Annotated in this window: 1 protein-coding gene; it reads right to left on the bottom strand. The window is 73.0% G+C overall.

Annotated features, from left to right (window positions below):
* Window positions 1-38: 38 nt before the first annotated feature.
* A complete protein-coding gene (locus HDC93_RS18370; protein ID WP_185011979.1) occupies window positions 39-19,496 on the bottom strand; it encodes a non-ribosomal peptide synthase/polyketide synthase in 19,458 nt (6,485 codons plus the stop codon).
* Window positions 19,497-19,498 lie beyond the last annotated feature (2 nt).

Below are 19,498 nucleotides of genomic sequence, written 5' to 3' on the forward strand. Positions count from 1 at the left end.
GGCAGCCGGGCCACCGAGGCCGGTCCGCACGGCTCGCCTCACCGTTCGACGAAGTCCCAGTAGCGGGAGATCGCGACCTCGTCGATGTCCGGGATCGTGACCGCCAGGTCCCGCAGTCGCTGAAGCGTCCTGTCGTTCTCGAACTTCAGGCTCGGCTGCTGTGGGTCCGGCGCCTTCCTCGCGTGCTCTTCGAGATACGCCTGGTAGGGCAGGATCGGCAGGTCCTGTCCACGTTCGCTCGCGCGCCGCAGACGGTGCAGCCACACGGTGAGCGGGACCGCTTCACTCACCGTCCCGTGCATCCGGTCGTACCCGCTCATGAAGGCAGCGGCTCCGACCTTGCGCGGGTGGTGGAGGTGGTGCACACGGGTGGTGCCGATCCCGGTCAGGACCAGCCCCACGACGGCGCGGGCCAGGACATCGACGGGAAGCAGTTCTTCGTCTAGCTCCGGTCCGGTCGGATAGCAGCCGAGCGCGGCGCAACTGGTGAGCAGCCGGGAGAACATGTCGTCCGGACTGACGGCACCGGTCGAGGTGTGTGCCCAGATACGGCCAAGCCGGTGGATGCCACCGGCGGCCCCCCGCTCGAAGGCACGCGCCACCAGCCGGTCCGCGACCCATTTACTCGCCGCGTACCCGTTGCCGAACGGGTGTTTCTCACCGTCGATCGGTGAATCCTCCCTGACCAGCCGGGAGTCCTGGCCGAGCCCGAACACACCGAGGGTGGAGAGGTGGTGGAACGCCTTCGGCCGGCCTTCGGCGGCGAGGCGCAGCAGGGTCCGGGTGCCCTCCACGTTGGCCGGTTTCAGCCGGTCGTACGACGAGAGGTGATGGACGTGTGCGCCGCTGTGCACGATCGTGTCGACCCGCTCGCGCAGCCCGGCCCAGTCCGAGGGGTCGAGGCCGAGGTCCACTGCCGCCAGGTCCCCCCGGACGACATTCAGCCGCGTTTCGTCCGGCGTGGGCCCGAGGCCGATGCCGTAGCGCCGCATGACCCCGGTCAGCCGCTCGGCCGCCTCGGTGTCGGTCCGCGCACGGACCAGGCAGTGCACCCGCGCCGATGTCCGGTGCAGCAACTCGGCCAGGAGGAAGGCTCCGACGAACCCCGTGGCCCCGGTCAGCAGAATCTCCCGGGGACCGCCGGCATGCGGGTCGGCGTGCGGCACGTCGGGTGGGCCGGCGGGGGATGTGTCGGACGTGAAGCGCAGGGCGGGACTCAGCTCGGCTTCCGAGTCCGGCACCCACGACGCGGCGTGCGGGCCGCCCTCTGTGAGGTGACGGGCCAGTCCCGCCGGGGTGGGTGCTTCGAGGAGCGCCGACAGGCTGAAGCGGATCGCCAGCGTCTCACCGATCCGGCCGGCCAGACGGGTGGCGAGCAGGGAGTGACCGCCCAGCGCGAAGAAGTCGTCGTCGGCGGAGACCTCGGGCACCCCCAGCACCTCGGCGAACAGCCCGCACAACACGGCCTCCCGTTCGGTCCGCGGCGCCCGGCCGGTGCCGGCGGCGGTGTCCGGCGGGGCGGGCAGTGCCCTGCGGTCGAGCTTGCCGTTGGCGTTCAGCGGTATCGCGTCGACCGCGACGAACGCGGACGGTACGAGGTGGGCGGGGAGGACGGCGGTGAGCCGGTCCTTCAACTCATCGACCGCCGGCGGTGTTTCGGTGACGACGTATGCCACCAGCCGCTGGTCGCCCGGACGGTCCTCGCGGGCGATCACGGCAGCTCGGGCCACGCCGTCGAGCGCGGTCAGCGCGGTCTCGATCTCGCCGGGCTCGATCCGGTAGCCCCGGATCTTGACCTGGTCGTCGGCGCGGCCGAGGAACTCCAGCTCCCCGTCCGGCGCCCGGCGCACGATGTCCCCGGTCCGGTACATCCGGGATCCGGGCGGTCCGTAGGGGTCGGCGACGAAACGCTCGGCGGTCAGCCCGGGCCGGGAGGCATAGCCACGCGCTGTCTGGACGCCCGCGAGGTACAACTCGCCCGCCACTCCCGGCGCCACCGGAGACAGCCACGCGTCCAGCACGAAGGCGCGGGTGCTGGCGCCGGGCCTGCCGATCCGCACGGGTTCGCCGGCAACGCAGGTCCAGGAGGTCGCGGTCACCGAGAACTCGGTCGGGCCGTAGGAGTTGACGAGCCGGGCGCCGCACTCGCGGTGGAAGCGGGCGGCCAGGGCGGCGGGCAGTGCCTCGCCGCCGCACAGCACCAGACTCAGCGACTCGGTGGGCCGGTACTCGTCCAGGAACGGGCCGAGCAGGGCCGGCACGAAGCAGATGACGGTGACGCGTTCTTCGTGGACCAGCCGGGCGACGTAGGCCGGGTCGCGGTGGCCGTCCGGGCGGGCCACGACGAGGGTCGCGCCGCGGGTGAGGGGCCAGAAGATCTCCCGCACCGACACGTCGAACCCGATCGGCGCCTTGTGCACCACCCGGTCGTCAGGGGTGAGGTGGTGGTCGGTCTGCATCCAGGCGAGGGTGTTGCCGATTCCGGCCCGGGTGACGACGGTGCCTTTGGGCCGGCCGCTGGAGCCCGACGTGTACATGAGGTAGGCCGCGTTGTCACCGTGGACGGCGACCGCGGGGTTGTCCGGCACTTCGTCGGTCCCGGCGCCGGGACCGATCCGCTCGAATCCCTCGACGTCCCGGTCGGAGATCAGCAGCCCCGCGCCGGAGTCGGTGAGGGTGTAGGCGATCCGCTCGGCCGGGTGGCCGGGGTCGACGGGGACGTAGGCGGCGCCTGCCTTGATCACCGCCCACAGCGCCACGATGAGGTCCGTCGAGCGCGGCAGCAGCACCGCCACCCGCGTTTCGGGGCCCGCGCCCCGGCGGCGCAGTGCCCGCGCCAGCCGGTTCACCCGCGCGTTCAGCTCCCCGTAGGTGAGGCGCTCGCGTTCGAAGACGACGGCCTCGGCGTCCGGGGTCCGGGCTGCTTGCGCCTCGAACAGTTCCACCAGCGACGGCCCCGCGTCCGGCGCGGCGGTGTCGTTCCATTCCTCCAGGACCAGAGCGCGTTCGCCGGGCAGCAGCACGTCGAACGCGCCGACCGGGGTGTCCGGCTCGGCGACAGCCTGTTCCAGGACCCGCACGAACCGCTCGGCCAGGTGCGCGACGGTCGTCGCGTCGAACAGCGCAGTCGCGTACTGGATCTCGCCCGCCATGCCGCCGAACGCACCGTCCGTCCCGACCCGCTCCGTCAGGTTGAACGACAGGTCGAACTTGGCCGAAGCGAACGCGACCTCGGCCGCCTCCACGCCCAGCCCCGGCAGGGCCGGCGTGGCCCCGGCCTGGTTGTGGAATGACAGCATCACCTGGAACAGCGGATGCCGCGCCGGCGACCGGGACGGGTTCAGCGCCTCCACCAGCCGCTCGAACGGCAGGTCCTGGTGCGCGTACGCCTCCACGTCCGTGCGCCGGACCCGCTCCAGCAGTTCGGTGAAACGCGGGTCGCCCGAGGTGTCCACCCGCAGGACCAGGGTGTTGACGAAGAACCCGACCAGGTCTTCCAGTGCCTCGTCGGTGCGGCCGGCGACCGGCGTGCCGATCGGCAGGTCGGTGCCCGCTCCGAGCCTGGTGAACAGCACTCCGAGTCCGGCCTGCACGACCATGAAGACCGTGGTACCACACCGCCGGGCCACCTCGGCCAGCCGCCGGTGCAGCTCGGGTGAGATCTCCAGCCCGACCGCCGAACCTCCCTGTGCCGGGGAGAGCGGACGGGGCCGGTCGAAGAGCAGCTCCAGCTCCTCCGGGGCCCCGGCCAGCGTCTCCTTCCAGAACGCCAGCTGCCGGCCGGCCGGCGTGTCGTCCGCCTGCGCGTCGCCCAGCGTCCGCCGCTGCCACAGCGCGTAGTCGGCGTACTGCACGGGCAGTGGCGCCCAGCCGGGCCGCCGGCCGGCGAGCCGCGCCGCATAGGCCTCGGACAGATCACGTGCCAGCGGCGCCATCGACACCGCGTCGGTGGCGATGTGGTGCATCAGCAGCAGGAACACCGATTCCTCGGCCGACAGCCGGAACACCGAGGCTCGGAAGGGGGGCGTGGTGGAGAGGTCGAACGTGTGGTGCGCGGCCTCGGCCACCGCGGCGGCCAGGGTGTCGCGCGTCGTCCGCACGACGGTCAGCTCCGGCCGGGCCTGCTCGAGCGGCAGGACGACCTGACGCGGACCCTCCGCGTCGTCGGCGAACACCGTCCTCAGGACCTCGTGCCGCGCGATCACATCACCGAGCGCGGCACGCAGCGCGGCCACGTCCAGGTCGCCGGTCAGGCGGACCGCCACGGGAACGTTGTAGGTGGCGGACGGCCCGTTGAGGGCGTGCAGGAACCACAGCCGTTCCTGGGCGAAGGACAGCGGCAGCCGGTCCGGTCGCGGCTGGGCGACGAGCGGCTCGTACGGGCTGTCCGGCGGCAGCGCCTCGGCGAGCGCGGCGACGGTCGGGGCGTCGAAGATCTGCCGCAACTCGACGCCGGCCCCCAGTGCCGTGCGGACGCGGTTCACCAGCACCGTGGCCAGCAGGGAGTGGCCGCCGAGCGCGAAGAAGTCGTCGTCGACCGACACCTCGGGCACGCCGAGCACCTCGGCGAACAGCCCGCACAGAACCTCCTCGCGCGGGGTGCGCGGTCCGCGTCCCCCCTCGTGCCCGGACTCCGGTGCGGGCAGGGCCCCGCGGTCCAGCTTTCCGTTGGCGGTCAGCGGGATCCCATCGAGCTCGACGAAAGCCGACGGGACGAGATACGCGGGCAGCGAGTCCGCCAGCGCCGTGCGGACCACCTCGACGCGCAGCGGCCGCGCGGCGGGGACGACGTACGCGACGAGCCGCAGGTCGCCCGGCCGGTCCTCGCGGGCGATCACCGCCGCGGCGGTGACCTCGTCGAGGGCGGTCAACGCGGCCTCGATCTCGCCGGGTTCGACGCGGTAGCCGCGGATCTTGACCTGGTCGTCGACCCGTCCGGCGAACTCCAGCACGCCGGCGTGGCCCCAGCGGGCCCGGTCACCCACCCGGTACATCCGGCTGCCCGCCGGACCGAACGGGTCGGCCACGAACCGCTCGGCGCCCTGCCCAGCCCGGCCCGCGTAGCCCCGGGCCAGCTGGGGTCCCGCGAGGTACAGCTCGCCCCACACCCCGTCGGGGACGGGCCGCAGGTACCGGTCCAGCACATACACCCGGGCACCCGCGACGGGTCGTCCGATGGGCACGGGGCCGGAGGCGAGGTGGTCGCCCGGGGTGATTACGTGGACGACGCAGCCCACGGTCGCCTCGGTCGGCCCGTACTCGTTGACGACCACGGCGTCCGGGTGCCGGTCACGCCAGCGCTGCAGCAGCTCACCGTCGAGTGCCTCGCCGCCGATGACCAGGTTGCGGGCGTCGGAGGTCCGGTCCGGCAGGGTCTCCAGCAGCTTCAGATGACTGGGGGTGACCTTGAGCAGGTCCGGCCGGTCGGTGTGCTCGTCGAGGTCGCCGAACCGGACCCGGCCGCCGCTGATCAGCGGCGCGAACAGCGTGGTGACCGGCATGTCGAAGGTGAGCGAGGAGTGCACCAGAGCCTCGCCGGAGGCCGCCGGGTACAGCTCGGCGGCCCGGCTCAGATAGGCGGCCAGAGCAGCGTGTTCGACGACGACGCCCTTGGGGCGGCCCGTCGAGCCGGAGGTGTAGATCAGGTACGCGGCCTGCCGGGGGTGCACCGGCACACCCGGGTCCCCGTCGGCGTACGCGGCCAGAGCGGGCGCCCAGCCGGCGAGCAGGCTCTCGGTGACGACCAGGTGGGCGCCCGCGTCGGAGGCCAGGCTGTCGACGCGGGCGGCCGGGTTGGCCGGGTCGATCGGCAGATAGGCAGCCCCCGCCTTCAGGACGGCGAGCAGCACGACGAGGGTGTCGACGCGCCGCGGCAGGACGACGGCGACGGCCTTTTCCGGGCCGGCGCCGAGCGCCTCCAGGTGCCGGGCGAGCCGGTTGGCCCTGCGGTTCAGTTCGTCGTACGTCAGGGTCGTGCCGTCGGAGACGGCCGCGACGGCGTCGGGGGTCCGGGCGACCTGCGCCTCGAACAGGTCCGGCAGCGTACGGTCCGTGCCGCCCGCGGTGTCGCCCTGCCGCCGGACGAGCAGGTTGTCTCGTTCGGCGCCGGTCAGCAGGTCGAGGGCGTGGATCGGGCGTTGGGGGTCGGCGACGGCGGCGTCCAGCAGACGCGTGTACCACGCGGCCACGTGCTCGGCGGTCGCCCGGTCGAACAGGTCGGCGGCGTATTCGACGGTGCCGTCCCAGCCGCCCGCCGGGCTCGGTGCCAGCGTGAACGACAGGTCGAACTTGGCCCGGTCGCCGGGCGCGTCGGCCAGGGTGACCGCGAGGCCGGGCAGGGTGGGGGGCGTGCTTTCCTGATTGAACGTCAGCATGACCTGGAACACCGGGTGCCTGGAGCGGGACCGCTGCGGGTTCAGCTCCTCCACCAGCTGCTCGAACGGCACTTCGGCGTGCGCGTACGCCGCCACGTCGGCCGACCGCACCCGGTCGAGCAGTTCGGCGAAGGCCGGGTTGCCGGAGGCGTCGGCGCGCAGCACCAGCGTGTTGGCGAAGAGCCCGACGAGGTCGTTGAGGGCGCTGTCCGGGCGGCCCTCGACGGGGCTGCCGACGACGATGTCGTCTCCTGCGCCGAGACGGGCCAGAAGGGTGACGAGGGTGGTGTGCGCCACCATGAAGGCGCTGGCGTCCCGCTCGCGCCCCAGGCGCTCGGCCTTCTCCCGCAGGGCGGCGGGGACGGTGAAGGAGACGGTGCCGCCTCGGTACGACATCGCCGCGGGCCGGGGCCGGTCGGTGGGCAGCTCGGTCTGCTCGGGGAGCCCGGCCAGCTCGGCCGTCCAGAAATCGAGCTGGCCGCCCGGGAGTTCTTGCTGCCACAGCGCGTAGTCGGCGTACTGGACGGGCAGCGGCGACCAGTCGGGCGCCTGCCCGTCGAGGCGGGCCGAGTAGGCCGTGGACAGGCCGTCGGCGAGGAGGCGCATGGAGGCGCCGTCGCCCGCGATGTGGTGGATGAGCAGCAGCAGGGCGTGCTTCCGCTCGCCGTCGCTGAACAGCACGGCGCGCACCGGGAGGTCGCGGTCCAGGGCGAAGGGGACCCGGGTGGCGCTCGCGACCGCGTCGGCGAAGCCGGACGGCTCGCAGGGCACGACCGCGAAGGGTGGTTCGCCGTCGGTGACGACCTGGTGCGGGCCCTCGGCATCCTCCGCGATCACGGTCCGCAGCACCTCGTGGCGCCGGGCCAGGTCCCCGAAGGCGGCGCGCAGGGCGTCGGTGTCGAGGGGGCCGGTCAGGTGGAGCACGACCGGGATGGTGTACGTCTGCGACGGGCCCTCAAGCCGGTCGAGGAACCACATACGGCGCTGTGCCGCCGACAGCGGCAGCCGCGCCGGCCGTTCGCGCCGGACCAGTGCGGGCCGTTCGCTCTGCGCGGTGCGTGTGGCCAGCAGGCCGGCGATCCCGGAGACGGTTGGCCGGTCGAAGACGTCCCGGATGGACAGCTCGGCGCCGAGGTCGGTCCGGACCCGGTTGACCAGCTGGGCAACGAGCAGGGAGTGCCCGCCGAGCCGGAAGAAGTTGTCCTCGGTGCCGACCTCGCTCACGCCGAGGACGGCGGCGAAGAGGTCCGCCACCTGCCGCTCGATGCCGTCGGCCGGGGCCTTGCCGGGCTGCCCTTCGGTGTGGTCCGGCGCGGGCAGGGCCCTACGGTCGATCTTGCCGTTCGGCGTGAACGGCAGGCTCTCCAGCGACACGAAGGCGGCCGGGACCATGTAGTCGGGCAAGGCTCCCGCGGCAGCGGCCCGCAAAGCCGCGGGTTCGGCCCGAACACCGGGCTCCGGCACCACGTAGGCGACGAGCCGCTTGTCGCCGGGCTGGTCCTCGCGCACCACCACGGCCGCGCCGGTGATGCCCGGCTGGGCGGTCAGCACCGCCTCCACCTCGCCGAGTTCGATGCGGAAGCCACGTATCTTCACCTGGTCGTCGACGCGGCTGACGAACTCCAGCCGCCCGGCCGCCGTCCAGCGCGCCACGTCACCCGTGCGGTACATCCGCGACCCGGGCGGGCCGTAGGGGTCGGCGACGAAGCGTCCGGCGGTCAGGCCGGGGCGGCCGTGGTAACCGCGGGTGACCAGGTCTCCGGCGACGTACAGCTCGCCCGCGGTGCCGACCGGGGCCGGGCGGAGCAGGGCGTCGAGTACGTACATCCGGGTGTTCCAGGCCGGGGTGCCGATGGTGATCACCCCCGGCGGCACGGCGTCGCCGGGCCCGATGCGGAACAGGCTGCAGCCGACGGTCGTCTCGGTCGGGCCGTACTCGTTGAGCACGGTCACCCCGGGGTGCCGGGCGCGCCAGGTGTCCAGGATGTCGCCGAGCAGCGACTCGCCGCCCAGGACGAGCTCGCCGGTCGGCGAGTACTCCTCGGGCACCGCGCCGAGCAGGTGCAGATGGCTGGGGGTGGCCTTGACGAAGTCGGGCCGGGTGACGTGGGCGTCCGGGTCGGGGCCGCTCGAAGTCCAGCGGACCAGTTCCACGGTGCCGCCGGAGATCAGCGGGCCGAACATGCCGGTGGCGGTGAGGTCGAAGGAGACCGGCGAGTGCACCAGGACACGACGGCGCAGGCTGGCGTACTCGGACGTCGCCCACGCCAGGTAGGCGACGAGTGAGCGGTGTTCGACGACGACCGCCTTGGGACGCCCGGTCGAGCCCGAGGTGAAGATGACGAACGCGGCGTGCTCGGGCCGACGGACCACTCCGGCGAAAGGGACGGACGACTGTTCGGCGAGCGTCGGATCGTCCGTCAGGACGACCGGTGCATCGGTCAACAGACGTACTTCATCGGCAAGTTCGGCCGTCGTGACGACCGCGACCGCTGCGATGTCCTCCAGCATGAAGGCGAGCCGGTCGGCCGGGTGCGCCGGGTCCAGCGGCAGGTAGCCGGCTCCCGTCTTCAGGGCGGCCAGCAGGGTCACCGGGATGTCCTCGCAGACCGGCATCAGTACGGCGACGTACCGCTCGGGACCGGCGCCGAGGGCGGTCAGGTGCCGGGCCAGCCGGCCGGCTCGGGCGTCGAGTTCGGCGTAGGACAGCTCGGTGGTGCCGAAGACGACGGCGGGGGCGTCCGGTGTTCGGGCCACCTGGGCTTCGATCAGGTCGGTGAGGGTCTGCGTCGGCACCTCGTGGCCGGTGGCGTTCCAGTCGGTGAGCAGCAGGCGCCGCTCGTTCGCGTCCACGACGTCGAACTCCCCCACGGGACGGCCGGGTTCGGCGACGACGTCGGCGAGCAGCCGGGTGAAGCGCTCCGCGATCCGCGCGGCCGAGTCGCGGTCGAACAGGTCGGTGGCGAACTCCAGGAGTCCGCTCACCCCGCCCTCGGGCCGCTCGGTGAGGAAGAACGACAGGTCGAACTTGGCGGCCGGCGAGGCGATCGGCTGCACGCGTGCCGACAGTCCGGGCAGTTCGACGGCGAGGTCGAGGGCCGTCTGCTGGTCGGCGTTGTTGAAGTTCAGGCCGGTCTGGAACAGGGGGTGCCGGGCGGTGGAACGCACCGGGTTGACCGCTTCCACGATCCGCTCGAACGGCACGTCCTGGTGGGCGTAGGCGGCCAGGTCGGCGGCCCGCACCCGGCGCAGCACCTCGGTGAAGTCGGGGTCACCGGTGAGGTCGGTGCGCAGGACGAGGTTGTTGGCGAAGTAGCCGACCAGGGGTGCCAGGACGTCGTCCGCGCGGTTGGCGACGGGCGAGCCGATGACGATGTCGTCACCCGCGCCCAGCCGGTGCAGCAGGGTGGCCAGGGCGGCGTGCACGACCATGAACACGGTCGTGTGGTGCTCACGGGCGAGCCGCACCAGGGCCTCGTGGACCTCGGGTCCGACGGCGAAGGGCACCGTGTCGCCGCGGTGGGTGGGGACGGCGGGCCGGGGCCTGTCGAAGGGCAGCTCCAGCTGCTCGGGCACCCCGGCGAGCGCGGCACGCCAGTGGTCGAGCTGCCGGGAAAGGACGCTCTCCGGGTCGTCGGCCGCCCCCAGGATGTGCCGCTGCCACACCGCGAAGTCGGCATACTGGACGGGCAGTTGCGCCCAGTCGGGCTTCTCGCTCTGGGTCCGGGCCGCGTAGGCGGTGGCGAGGTCACGGGCGAGCGGGGCCATGGAGGCGCCGTCGCCGGCGATGTGGTGCAGGACGAGGAGCAGCAGGTACTCGCTGCCGCCGAGGTCGAACAGGGTGGCCCGCAGCGGGGGTTGGGCGGTGAGGTCGAACGGGGTGCGGACGGTCTCGGCCAGTCGTGCGGTGAGCCCGTCCTCGTCGACGCTCACGACGCTCAGCGGCGGTACGGACGCAAGCACGACCTGGTGGGCGCCGTGTCCGTCCTCGGCGAAGACCGTGCGCAGGGTCTCGTGCCGCCCCGCCAGGTCGTCCAAAGCGGCGGTGAGCGCGGCCACGTCGAGGTCGCCTGTGAGACGTAGCGCGACGGGCAGGTTGTACGTCGGGGACGGGCCTTCGAAGCGGTGCAGGAACCACAGCCGTTCCTGGGCGTACGACAGCGGCAGGCGCCCCTCGCGCGGCTGGGCCGTGATGCCGGTGCGGGGCAGTCCGCTCCCGGCGAGCCTGCCCGCGAGCCTCGCCACGGTCGTCGCCTCGAACAGCACCGACAGTTCGATGTCGACGTCGAGGGCGGCGCGGATGCGGCCGGCCAGCCGGGTGGCCAGCAGGGAGTGGCCGCCGAGCGAGAAGAAGTCGTCGTCGATGGACACCTCGGGCACGCCGAGCACCTCGGCGAACAGACCGCACAGGATCTCCTCCTGCGGGGTGCGCGGCGCTCGCCCTCCGGTGTGGGCGAGGTCCGGGACCGGCAGGGCCCCCCGGTCGAGCTTGCCGTTCGGCGTGAGCGGCAGCTCCGCCAGGGGGACGATCTGGGCCGGGACCATGTACTCGGGCAGCCGGGCGGCGAGCCGGTCGCGGATATCGTCAGCGGCGTCGAGCGGGGCGCTCGGGTCGGCGAGCACGACATAGCCGACGAGCCACTGGCCGTGGACGGCCGCGGCGGCCTGGGTGACGGACGGATGGTCGGCGAGGGCGTCCTCTATCTCGCCGAGTTCGACCCGGAAGCCGCGCAGCTTGACCTGGTTGTCGGCCCGGCCCAGGTACTCCAGCTCGCCGTCCGCGGTCCAGCGGGCCACGTCACCCGTGCGGTACATACGGGATCCGGGCGGGCCGTAGGGACTCGCGACGAACCGTTCGGCGGTCAGGGCGGGCCGGTCGAGGTAGCCGCGGGCGAGCTGGACGCCCTCGACGTACAGCTCGCCGGGGACGCCGGCGGCGACCGGCGCCAGTGTCGCGTCGAGGACGTACGCGCGGGTGTTGGCGACGGGGCCGCCGATCAGCACGGTCTCGGTGCCGGGCGGCGCGGCCCAGGCGGTGACATCGACGGCGGCCTCGGTCGGACCGTAGGCGTTGAGCAGCACGGCGCCGGAGTCGTCGTGAAAGCGGCGGACCAGTTCGGCGGGCAGGGCCTCGTCTCCGGAGACGACCAGGCGCACGGAGTTCGGCAGCCGGGTCTCGGCCAGGTAGGCGCCGAGCATGGACGCGCTGAGGTGGACGACGCCGACGGACTCCTCGCGCATCAGCCGCTGCAGGTAGAGCGGGTCGCGGTGGCCGTCGGGCCGGGCCACGACGAGGGTGCCGCCGTACATCAGGGTCCAGAAGACCTCCCACACCGACACGTCGAAGCTGACCGGGGTGGACTGCAGCACCCGCTCGCCCCTTGCGAGTCGGTGGTCGCGCTGCATCCACCACAGCCGGTTCGACATGCCCGTGTACGTGTTGACCGTGCCCTTGGGCCGGCCAGTGGAGCCCGAGGTGTAGATGACGTACGCGGCGTTGTCGCCGTGGGCCGTCACCCCGGGGTTCTCCGCGGGCCCCTCGGCGTCGGGTGCGATGCGCTCGAAGCCTTCGGCGTCCCGGTCGGAGATCAGCAGCCGGGCGCCGGAGTCGTCGAGGATGTACGCGATGCGGTCGGCCGGGTAGCCGGTGTCGATCGGCACGTACGCGGCGCCCGCCTTGATCACCGCCCACAGGGCCACCATCAGGTCGACCGAGCGCGGCAGCATCACGGCGACCCGTGACTCGGGTCCGACGCCCCGCGCGCGCAGGGCGTGTGCGAGCCGGTTCACCCGGGCGTTGAACTCGCCGTACGTGACCCGGTCGCCCTCGAAGAGGATCGCCTCGGCATCCGGGTCCCGCAGCGCGTGCGCCTCGAACAGCTCGACCGCCGAACCCTCGCCGTCGAACGCCACAGCGGTGTCGTTCCAGCCGTGCAGCGCCAGGGCACGGTCGTCGGCGCCGAGCACGTCCACCTGGGACAGCCGCTGTCCGGGATCGGCGGTGACGCCCTCCAGGACGCGTACGAAGCGGCTCGCGAAGCCCTGTGCCGTACGGCGGTCGTACAGGTCGGTGGCGTACTCGAGGCGGCACAGCAGCCCGCCGTCCTCGTGGACGTGGCAGTCGAAGTGCACGTCGAACTTGGCGGTGCCGCTGGTGACCGGGCCGGGGTCGGCACTGACACTGGGCAGGTCGAAGCGGGCCTCGGTGAGGTCGAGCCAGGCCAGCATGACCTGGAAGAAGGCGTGCCGGGAGCGGGAGCGCTCCGGGTTGAGCTCCTCCACCAGGCGCTCGAACGGCACGCCCTGGTGGGCGTACGCGGCCAGGCCCGTCTCACGGACGCGGACCAGCAGATCCTCGAAGGTCGGGTCGCCCGAGGAGTCCATCCGGTAGACGAGGGTGTTGATGAAGACGCCGACCACGTCGTCGAGCACCGAGTCGGGCCGGTCGGCGATCACACCGCCGAGCGGGATGTCCTCGCCCGCGCCGAGCCGCGTCAGCAGCAGGGACACGGCGGCCTGGAGGATCATGAACGGGGTCGTGCGGGTGCGGCCGGCCAGGTCCAGCATCCGCTGGTAGAGCTCCGCGTCGACGGGGAACTCCACGTGGTCGCCGCGGTGGGTGGCCACGGCCGGGCGGGGCCGGTCGCCGGGGAAGGTGACCTCCGGCGGGAGTCCGTCGAGGCGCTCCTTCCAGTAGTCGATCTGGCGCGGCAGGTCCGCGGCGAGCGTCTCGCGCTGCCAGATCGCGAAGTCCGGATACTGGACGGTGAGTTCGGGGAACCGGGGCGCGCCCCCGTCGAGCCGGGCCCGGTAGGCGGCGGACAGGTCCTCGGTGAGCGGGCGCAGCGAGGCTCCGTCGGTGGCGATGTGGTGCACCACGAGCAGCAGGACGTGGGTGTCCGGTCCGGTCGGGTAGAGCGTGGCCCGCAGGGGCAGGTCCCGGGTCAGGTCGAAGGGGCGGGCGGCGGAGGCGGCCAGGTCGGGGACGGGGCCCGCGTCCCGTACGACTTCCATGGTGAAGCCGGTGTCCGGGGGCAGGACGGTCTGGTGCGGGCCGTCGGCGTCCTCCGGGTACAGGGTGCGCAGCGCCTCGTGGCGGGCAACCAGGTCGGCGAGCCCGGCGCCGAGGGCATCCGCGTCGAGCGGGCCGGCGAGGCGGACCTGGATGGGGATGTTGTACGTCCCCGAGGCGCCCTGGAGCTTCTGGAGGAACCACATGCGTTCCTGGGCGAACGACAGCGGGACGCGGACGGGCCGCTCCTCGGCCGTGATGCGCTTGGCCTGCGGGGCCAGCCGGGTCAGCCGTTCGGCGACGCCGGCGACGGTCGGTCCGGCGAAGACGTCCCGCAGGGACAGGTCGACGCCGAACTCGTCGCGGACGCGGTGGACGAGGCGGATCATCAGGATCGAGGTGCCGCCGAGCGCGAAGAACTCGTCGTGCACGCCGACCCGTTCGACGCCGAGCACGTCGGCGACGATGGCGCACAGCTTCTGCTCCTCGGGCGAACACGGATCGCCGCCCGTGACGGTGGCGGCCGCGGTCTGCGCGGGTGCGTCGGCCGTGCGGACGCCGGTGACCAGCAGCCGGTCCTCCTCACTCACGGAGGTCAACTCACCGACCGCCACTTCGAGGTCGGCGGCCGCGCTGGCGAGCAGTTCGGCGAGGTGGTCGGCGATGCGTGCGACGGCCGACGCGTCGAAGGCGCCGGCGAGGTAACAGAACCTCAGCCGCAGTCGCTCGCCGGGGAAGACGGACAGACTGACCGGATAGTGGGTGCGCTCGACGAGGTCGGCATGGGCCAGGCGCAGTCCGCCCGCCTCGATGCCGTCGTCCACCGGGTAGTTCTCGAAGGCGACGATGGTGTCGAACAGCACGTCGACGCCGGACGCGCGCGTCAGCTCCGCCAGGGAGGCGTGCTGGTGGGCGTCGAGCGAACGCTGCTCGTGCTGGACCCGGGCCAGCAGCACGGACAGGGGTTCGTCGGGGTCGATCCGCACACGGACCGGCAGGGTGTTCACGAACAGCCCGACCATCGACTCCGCGCCGGGCAGCTTGGGCGGGCGCCCGGAGACGGTCGCGCCGAACACGACGTCGGCACGGTCGGTGAAGCCGCTCAGCAGCAGGGCCCACAAGCCCTGTACGACGGTGTTGAGGGTGAGCCGGTGCGCACGGGCGGTCGCCGACAGGGCTTCGGTCAGCGCCTCGGGCAGAACGAGTTCGTGGACGTCGTGGCCGTCGCGGGCGCGGTCGGCGGGAGCCAGCAGGGTGGGTGCGGTCAGACCGGCGAGGTGTTCGCCCCATCCCTCGGCGCAGGCCTCGTGGTCCTGCCCGCGCTGCCAGGCCAGGTAGTCCCGGTACGGGGCGGCCGGAGGCAGGTCGGCGCCGCCGTACAAGCTGAACAGCTCACGCACCAGCAGCGGCAGGGACCAGCCGTCCAGCAGCAGGTGATGGTGGGTAAGGACGAGCCGGTTCCCGAGCGCGGTGAACCGCAGCAGGGGCGGCCGTACGACGCTGAAGCCGCGCGCCCGGTCGCGGACGAGGAACGCCTCCACGTCGTCCTCGTCGCGCTCTTCCCACGGCACCTTGACGTCGGCGGGGACGACCTGGACGGGGGCGCCGGCCGAGCGGCTGCGGAAGGCGGCGCGCAGGTTGGGGTGGCGGTGCAGCAGCGCGGTGGCGGCGTTCCTCATCCGCTCGGTGTCGAAGCCGCCGTCGATCTCCAGGACGAGCTGGCCGACGTACGGATCGTCGGGCTCGTACAGCGCGAGGAAGAGCAGGCCCTCCTGGAGTGGGGACAGCGGCAGCACGTCGATGGCGCCGCGGAAACGGTCCAGTTCCTCCTGGGTGATCCGGACGAGGGGTACGTCGGAGACGGTGAGGCCGCCTCGCGTGTGGACGGCGAGTTCGGCGAGGGCCGTGGTCCATGCCTCGGCGATCGTACGGACCTCGGTCTCCGTGAGGACGCCCGGCGGGTAGGTCCACTCGGCGGTGAGCTCGCCGTCGCGGACGTGGGCGTCGATCTGGAGGGCGTGGGTGAGCGCGAGGCCGTCGTCGGCGAGGAGTTCCACGGCCGTCGCGTCGCCGGCCAGGCGCCAGCCCCCGAGGTCGGTCGCGTCCAGGCGGCCCAGGTAGTTGAAGGAGATCTGGGGTGCGGGCAGACCGGTGAGGCGGTCACGGAGCAGGTCGTGGCCGCGGCCGCCGTGCGGGACGGCGCGCAGCTCCTCCTTGGTGCGCTTGAGCAGGGCGGGGCCGGTCTCTGTGCCGGCGGCGAGGCGGACCGGGTGGATGCGGGTGAACCAGCCTACGGTGGTGGACAGGTCCATGCCGTCCGGGAGATGGTCACGGCCGTGGCCCTCCAGGTCGACCAGAACCGGCCCCTCGCCCCGGTGGCGCTGTACGGCGGTCGAAAGCGCGGCGAGGAGGATGTCGTCCGGTGTGGCCCGATAGGCGGCCGGCAGCGTGGTCAGCAGGGCGTCGGTGAGGTCCGTCGGGACGGTGACGGTGATCGAGCGGGCGGTGCCGTGGATGTCCTGGGTCGGGTCTAGGCGGCGGGCGCCGAGGACGGGTTCCGGGGTGGACAACAGGTCGGTCCACAGCGGGAGTTCGTCGTCGGGAGCCTGGAGGTGGGCGGCCCAGCGGCGCAGGGAGGTTCCGGCCGGGGACAGGTCGCCGTCCGCGAGGGCCTCGGCGAGGTCGGTCAGCAGGATGCGCCAGGACACGCCGTCCACCACCAAGTGGTGGAGTACGAGCAGCAGTCGGCCGGACTCGAACCACACCGCCCGGACCATTGCGCCGTCCTCTGGCGACAGTGTCCGGCGGGCGGCCTCCTTGTGCGCGGCCACGTCCTCGTCCTGGGCGCGGGTCAGGCAGTCCTCGGCCCGTACGGCGCCCACGGGCCGGATGTGCCGGCCTCGCATGCGCAGGGCGTCGTGGCGGTCGAGGACGCGTTGCAGGGCCGCGCGGAGGCGGTCGTACGACAGGCCGGGCTCGGCGGTGAGGAGGAGGGACTGGGCGTACCCGGCGGTGGGGCCGCCGCGTTCGGCGAGGCGCCGGGCCATCGGTGTATCGGGGAGCTCGCCGACCGGATCGTCCTCGACAGGCGCGGGCGCCTGTGCCGTGGTCGCCGCGCTGGCGAGGCGGGCCACGGTCGGGTGGTCGAAGACGTCCTGCGGGGTGAGGTGGAGGCCCTGGCGGCGGGCGCGGCTGACGAGCTGGATGGCGTGGATACTGTCCGCGCCGAGGGCGAACAGGTCGTCGTCCACGCCCAGTTCGGGGCGGTTCAGCAGGTCGGCGGCGAGGCCGTGCAGGATGTGCTCGGCGGTGGTGCCGGGCGCGCGTCCGCTGACCGACTCGGCCGGCGCGGGCAGGACGCGACGGTCGATCTTGCCGTTGGGGGTGACCGGGATCGACGTCAGGACGTGGACGTCGACCGGCACCATGTGGGCGGGCAGCTGGGTCGCCAGGTGGGTCCGGGGGTCGGTCTGCGGAGTGCCGGTCACATAGCCGACGAGCTGCCGGGCGCCCGCCGCCGAGTCGTGGACGAGGACCACGGCCTGTTCGACGCCGGGCACCGCGGCCAGCACGGCCTCGACCTCGGCCGGTTCGACCCGCTGACCGTTGATCTTGATCTGGTCGTCGGCGCGTCCGACGAACTCCAGGTCTCCGTCGGCCCGTCGGCGCACCAGGTCGCCGGTGCGGTACATACGGGTGCCGGCTGGGCCGTGGGGGTCGGCGACGAACCGCTCGGCGGTCGGACCGGGGCAGTCGAAGTAGCCGCGGGCGAGCTGGACGCCCGCGAGGTACAGCTCGCCGGTGACGCCGTCCGGGACGGGATGGAGGGCGGGGTCGAGGACGTAGGCGCGGGAGTTGTGGGTGGGGGTGCCGATCGTGACGGGCACTCCGGGGACGCAGGCGTGGGAGGTCGCGGTCACCGAGAACTCGGTGGGACCGTAGGAGTTGTGCAGCCGCGCACCGCACTCGCGGTGGAAGCGCTCGGCGAGCCCGGCGGGCAGAGCCTCGCCGCCGCAGCTGACCATGCGCAGCGAGTCGACGGGTACGTACTCGTCGAGGAACGGGCCGAGCATCGCCGGAACGAAGTGGATGACGGTCACTCGCTCGTCGCGGACCAGGCGGGCGAGGTAGGCAGGGTCGCGGTGGCCGTCGGGCCGGGCGACGACGAGGGTCGCGCCGCGGGTGAGGGTCCAGAAGACCTCCCACACCGACACGTCGAACCCGACCGGCGTCTTGTGCACGACCCGGTCCGCCGGGGTCAGCCGGTACTCGTCCTGCATCCAGGCCAGCATGTTGCTGATGCCGGCATGGGTGACGACCGTCCCCTTGGGACGGCCGGTGGTGCCCGAGGTGTGGATGATGTACGCGGCGTGGTCCCCCCGCAGGGCGACGCCGGGGCCGGTCTCGGGCTCACCCTCGCCGAGGGTCCGTACGTTCACCTCGTCGATGACGAAGGACGTACGGGAGTCGGCGAGGACGTAGGCGATTCGCTCGGCAGGGTAGCCGGACTCGACAGGCACGTACGCGGCGCCGGTCTTGAGTACCGCCCACAGCGCGACGATCAGGTCCGCCGAGCGCGGCAGCTTCACGGCCACCCGCGACTCCGGGCCCATGCCCCGCCCGCGCAGGGCGTGCGCGAGACGGTTCACGCGGGCGCCCAGTTCGCCGTATGTCAGCCGCTCGCCCTCGAAGACGACGGCCTCGGCGGCCGGGTCCTGCGCCTCGAACAGCTCCACCAGCGAGCGCGGGTCGGTCACACGGTCGGTGGCGTTGTGGGCGCGGAAGCGCTCCCGTTCCGTGTCAGCGAGCAGATCGAGGGCGCCGATGGGCAGCTCGGGGTGCTCGGTGGCGGCGGTGAGGAGACGGGCGTAGCGGTCGCGGTGGGCGGCGGCCGTCTCGGGGGTCAAGCGGCCGGGGTGGGCGTTGACGGTGAGCTCGATGCCGTCGCCGGCCTCGGGGTCGCCGTACGCGTGCAGGGCGAGGTCGCGGACCGGGCCGGAGGCCAGCTGGTGTGCCTCGGCCCGGACGGGCCCGAAGGGCAGGCGGGCCGAGGCGAAGGAGAGGACGTTCAGGGAGGGGCCGTTCAGGGTGCCCGGGTGGGCGGTGGCGGCGAGGTCGCGGCGGAGTTCGTCGTGCGGGTAGCGCTGGTGGCGGGTCGCCTCGGCCAGTCGGGCGGCGACCCGGTCGAGCAGTTCGGTGAAGGTTGTCGCTCCGTCGACGGGGATGCGCAGCGGGACGTCGTTGACGAGCATGGCGGGTGTCGCCAGGGCGTGTGGGCTGAGGCGGGCGGCCATGAACACGCGGACGAGGACGTCGTGGGCGCCGGTGACGCGGTGGGTGTGGGCGGCCATGGCGGCGATCACCGGCAGGGACCAGCGGGACCCGGTGAGGCCGCGGATGCGCAGGGTGGTGTCCTCGGGCAGTCGGAGATTCGCGCCGGGCAGGCTGGGTGCGAGTCCCGTGGCTCCGGAGCCCAACTCGGTGGACTCGGGCAGGTCCGCGAACTCCCGCTGCCAGTAGGCACCGTCACGCTCGTGGCGGGCAGAGCCGAGGTAGGCGTCCTCCTCGGCCAGGATCTCGCTCAGGGTGCCGAAGCCGCTCGCGGGCGGCCGCTCACCCGCCCCGAGGGCCGTGTAGACCTCCAGCACTCGGCGGCAGTGCAGGACCTGTCCGTAGCCGTCGAGGAGGATGTGGTGGTAGCGGAAATGGAACCAGTACCGGTCGAGGCCGAGGCGCAGCAGGGTGTGGCGGAACAGCCGATCGCCCGTGAGCGGGACGGGCCGGGCCTGGTCGGCGTCGATCCAGACGCGGGCGGCGCCGGCCGGGTCGGACTCGCCGCTGAGGTCGAGGTACCCCAACTCCCCCGTGACGGACGGGTCGACCGTCTGGCGAACCGTTTCCCGGTTCGCTTCCCCGTCCTCGTGGAAGCGGACCCGCAGGGCCTCGGTCTCGGCCACGGCCTGCTCGACAGCGCGGGTCAGCAGGGCGCGGTCCACGGGGCCGGAGACGTCGTAGTAGATGCCGCAGGTGTACTGGGGGCTGTCGGGGGCGAGGCGCTGGGCGGTCCACACCCCTTGCTGAGCCGCCGTGAGCGGTAGCACAGTGTTCATCG

This window comes from Streptomyces sp. AK010, from assembly GCF_014207295.1.
In the GTDB taxonomy this organism is placed as follows: Bacteria; Actinomycetota; Actinomycetes; order Streptomycetales; family Streptomycetaceae; genus Streptomyces; species Streptomyces massasporeus.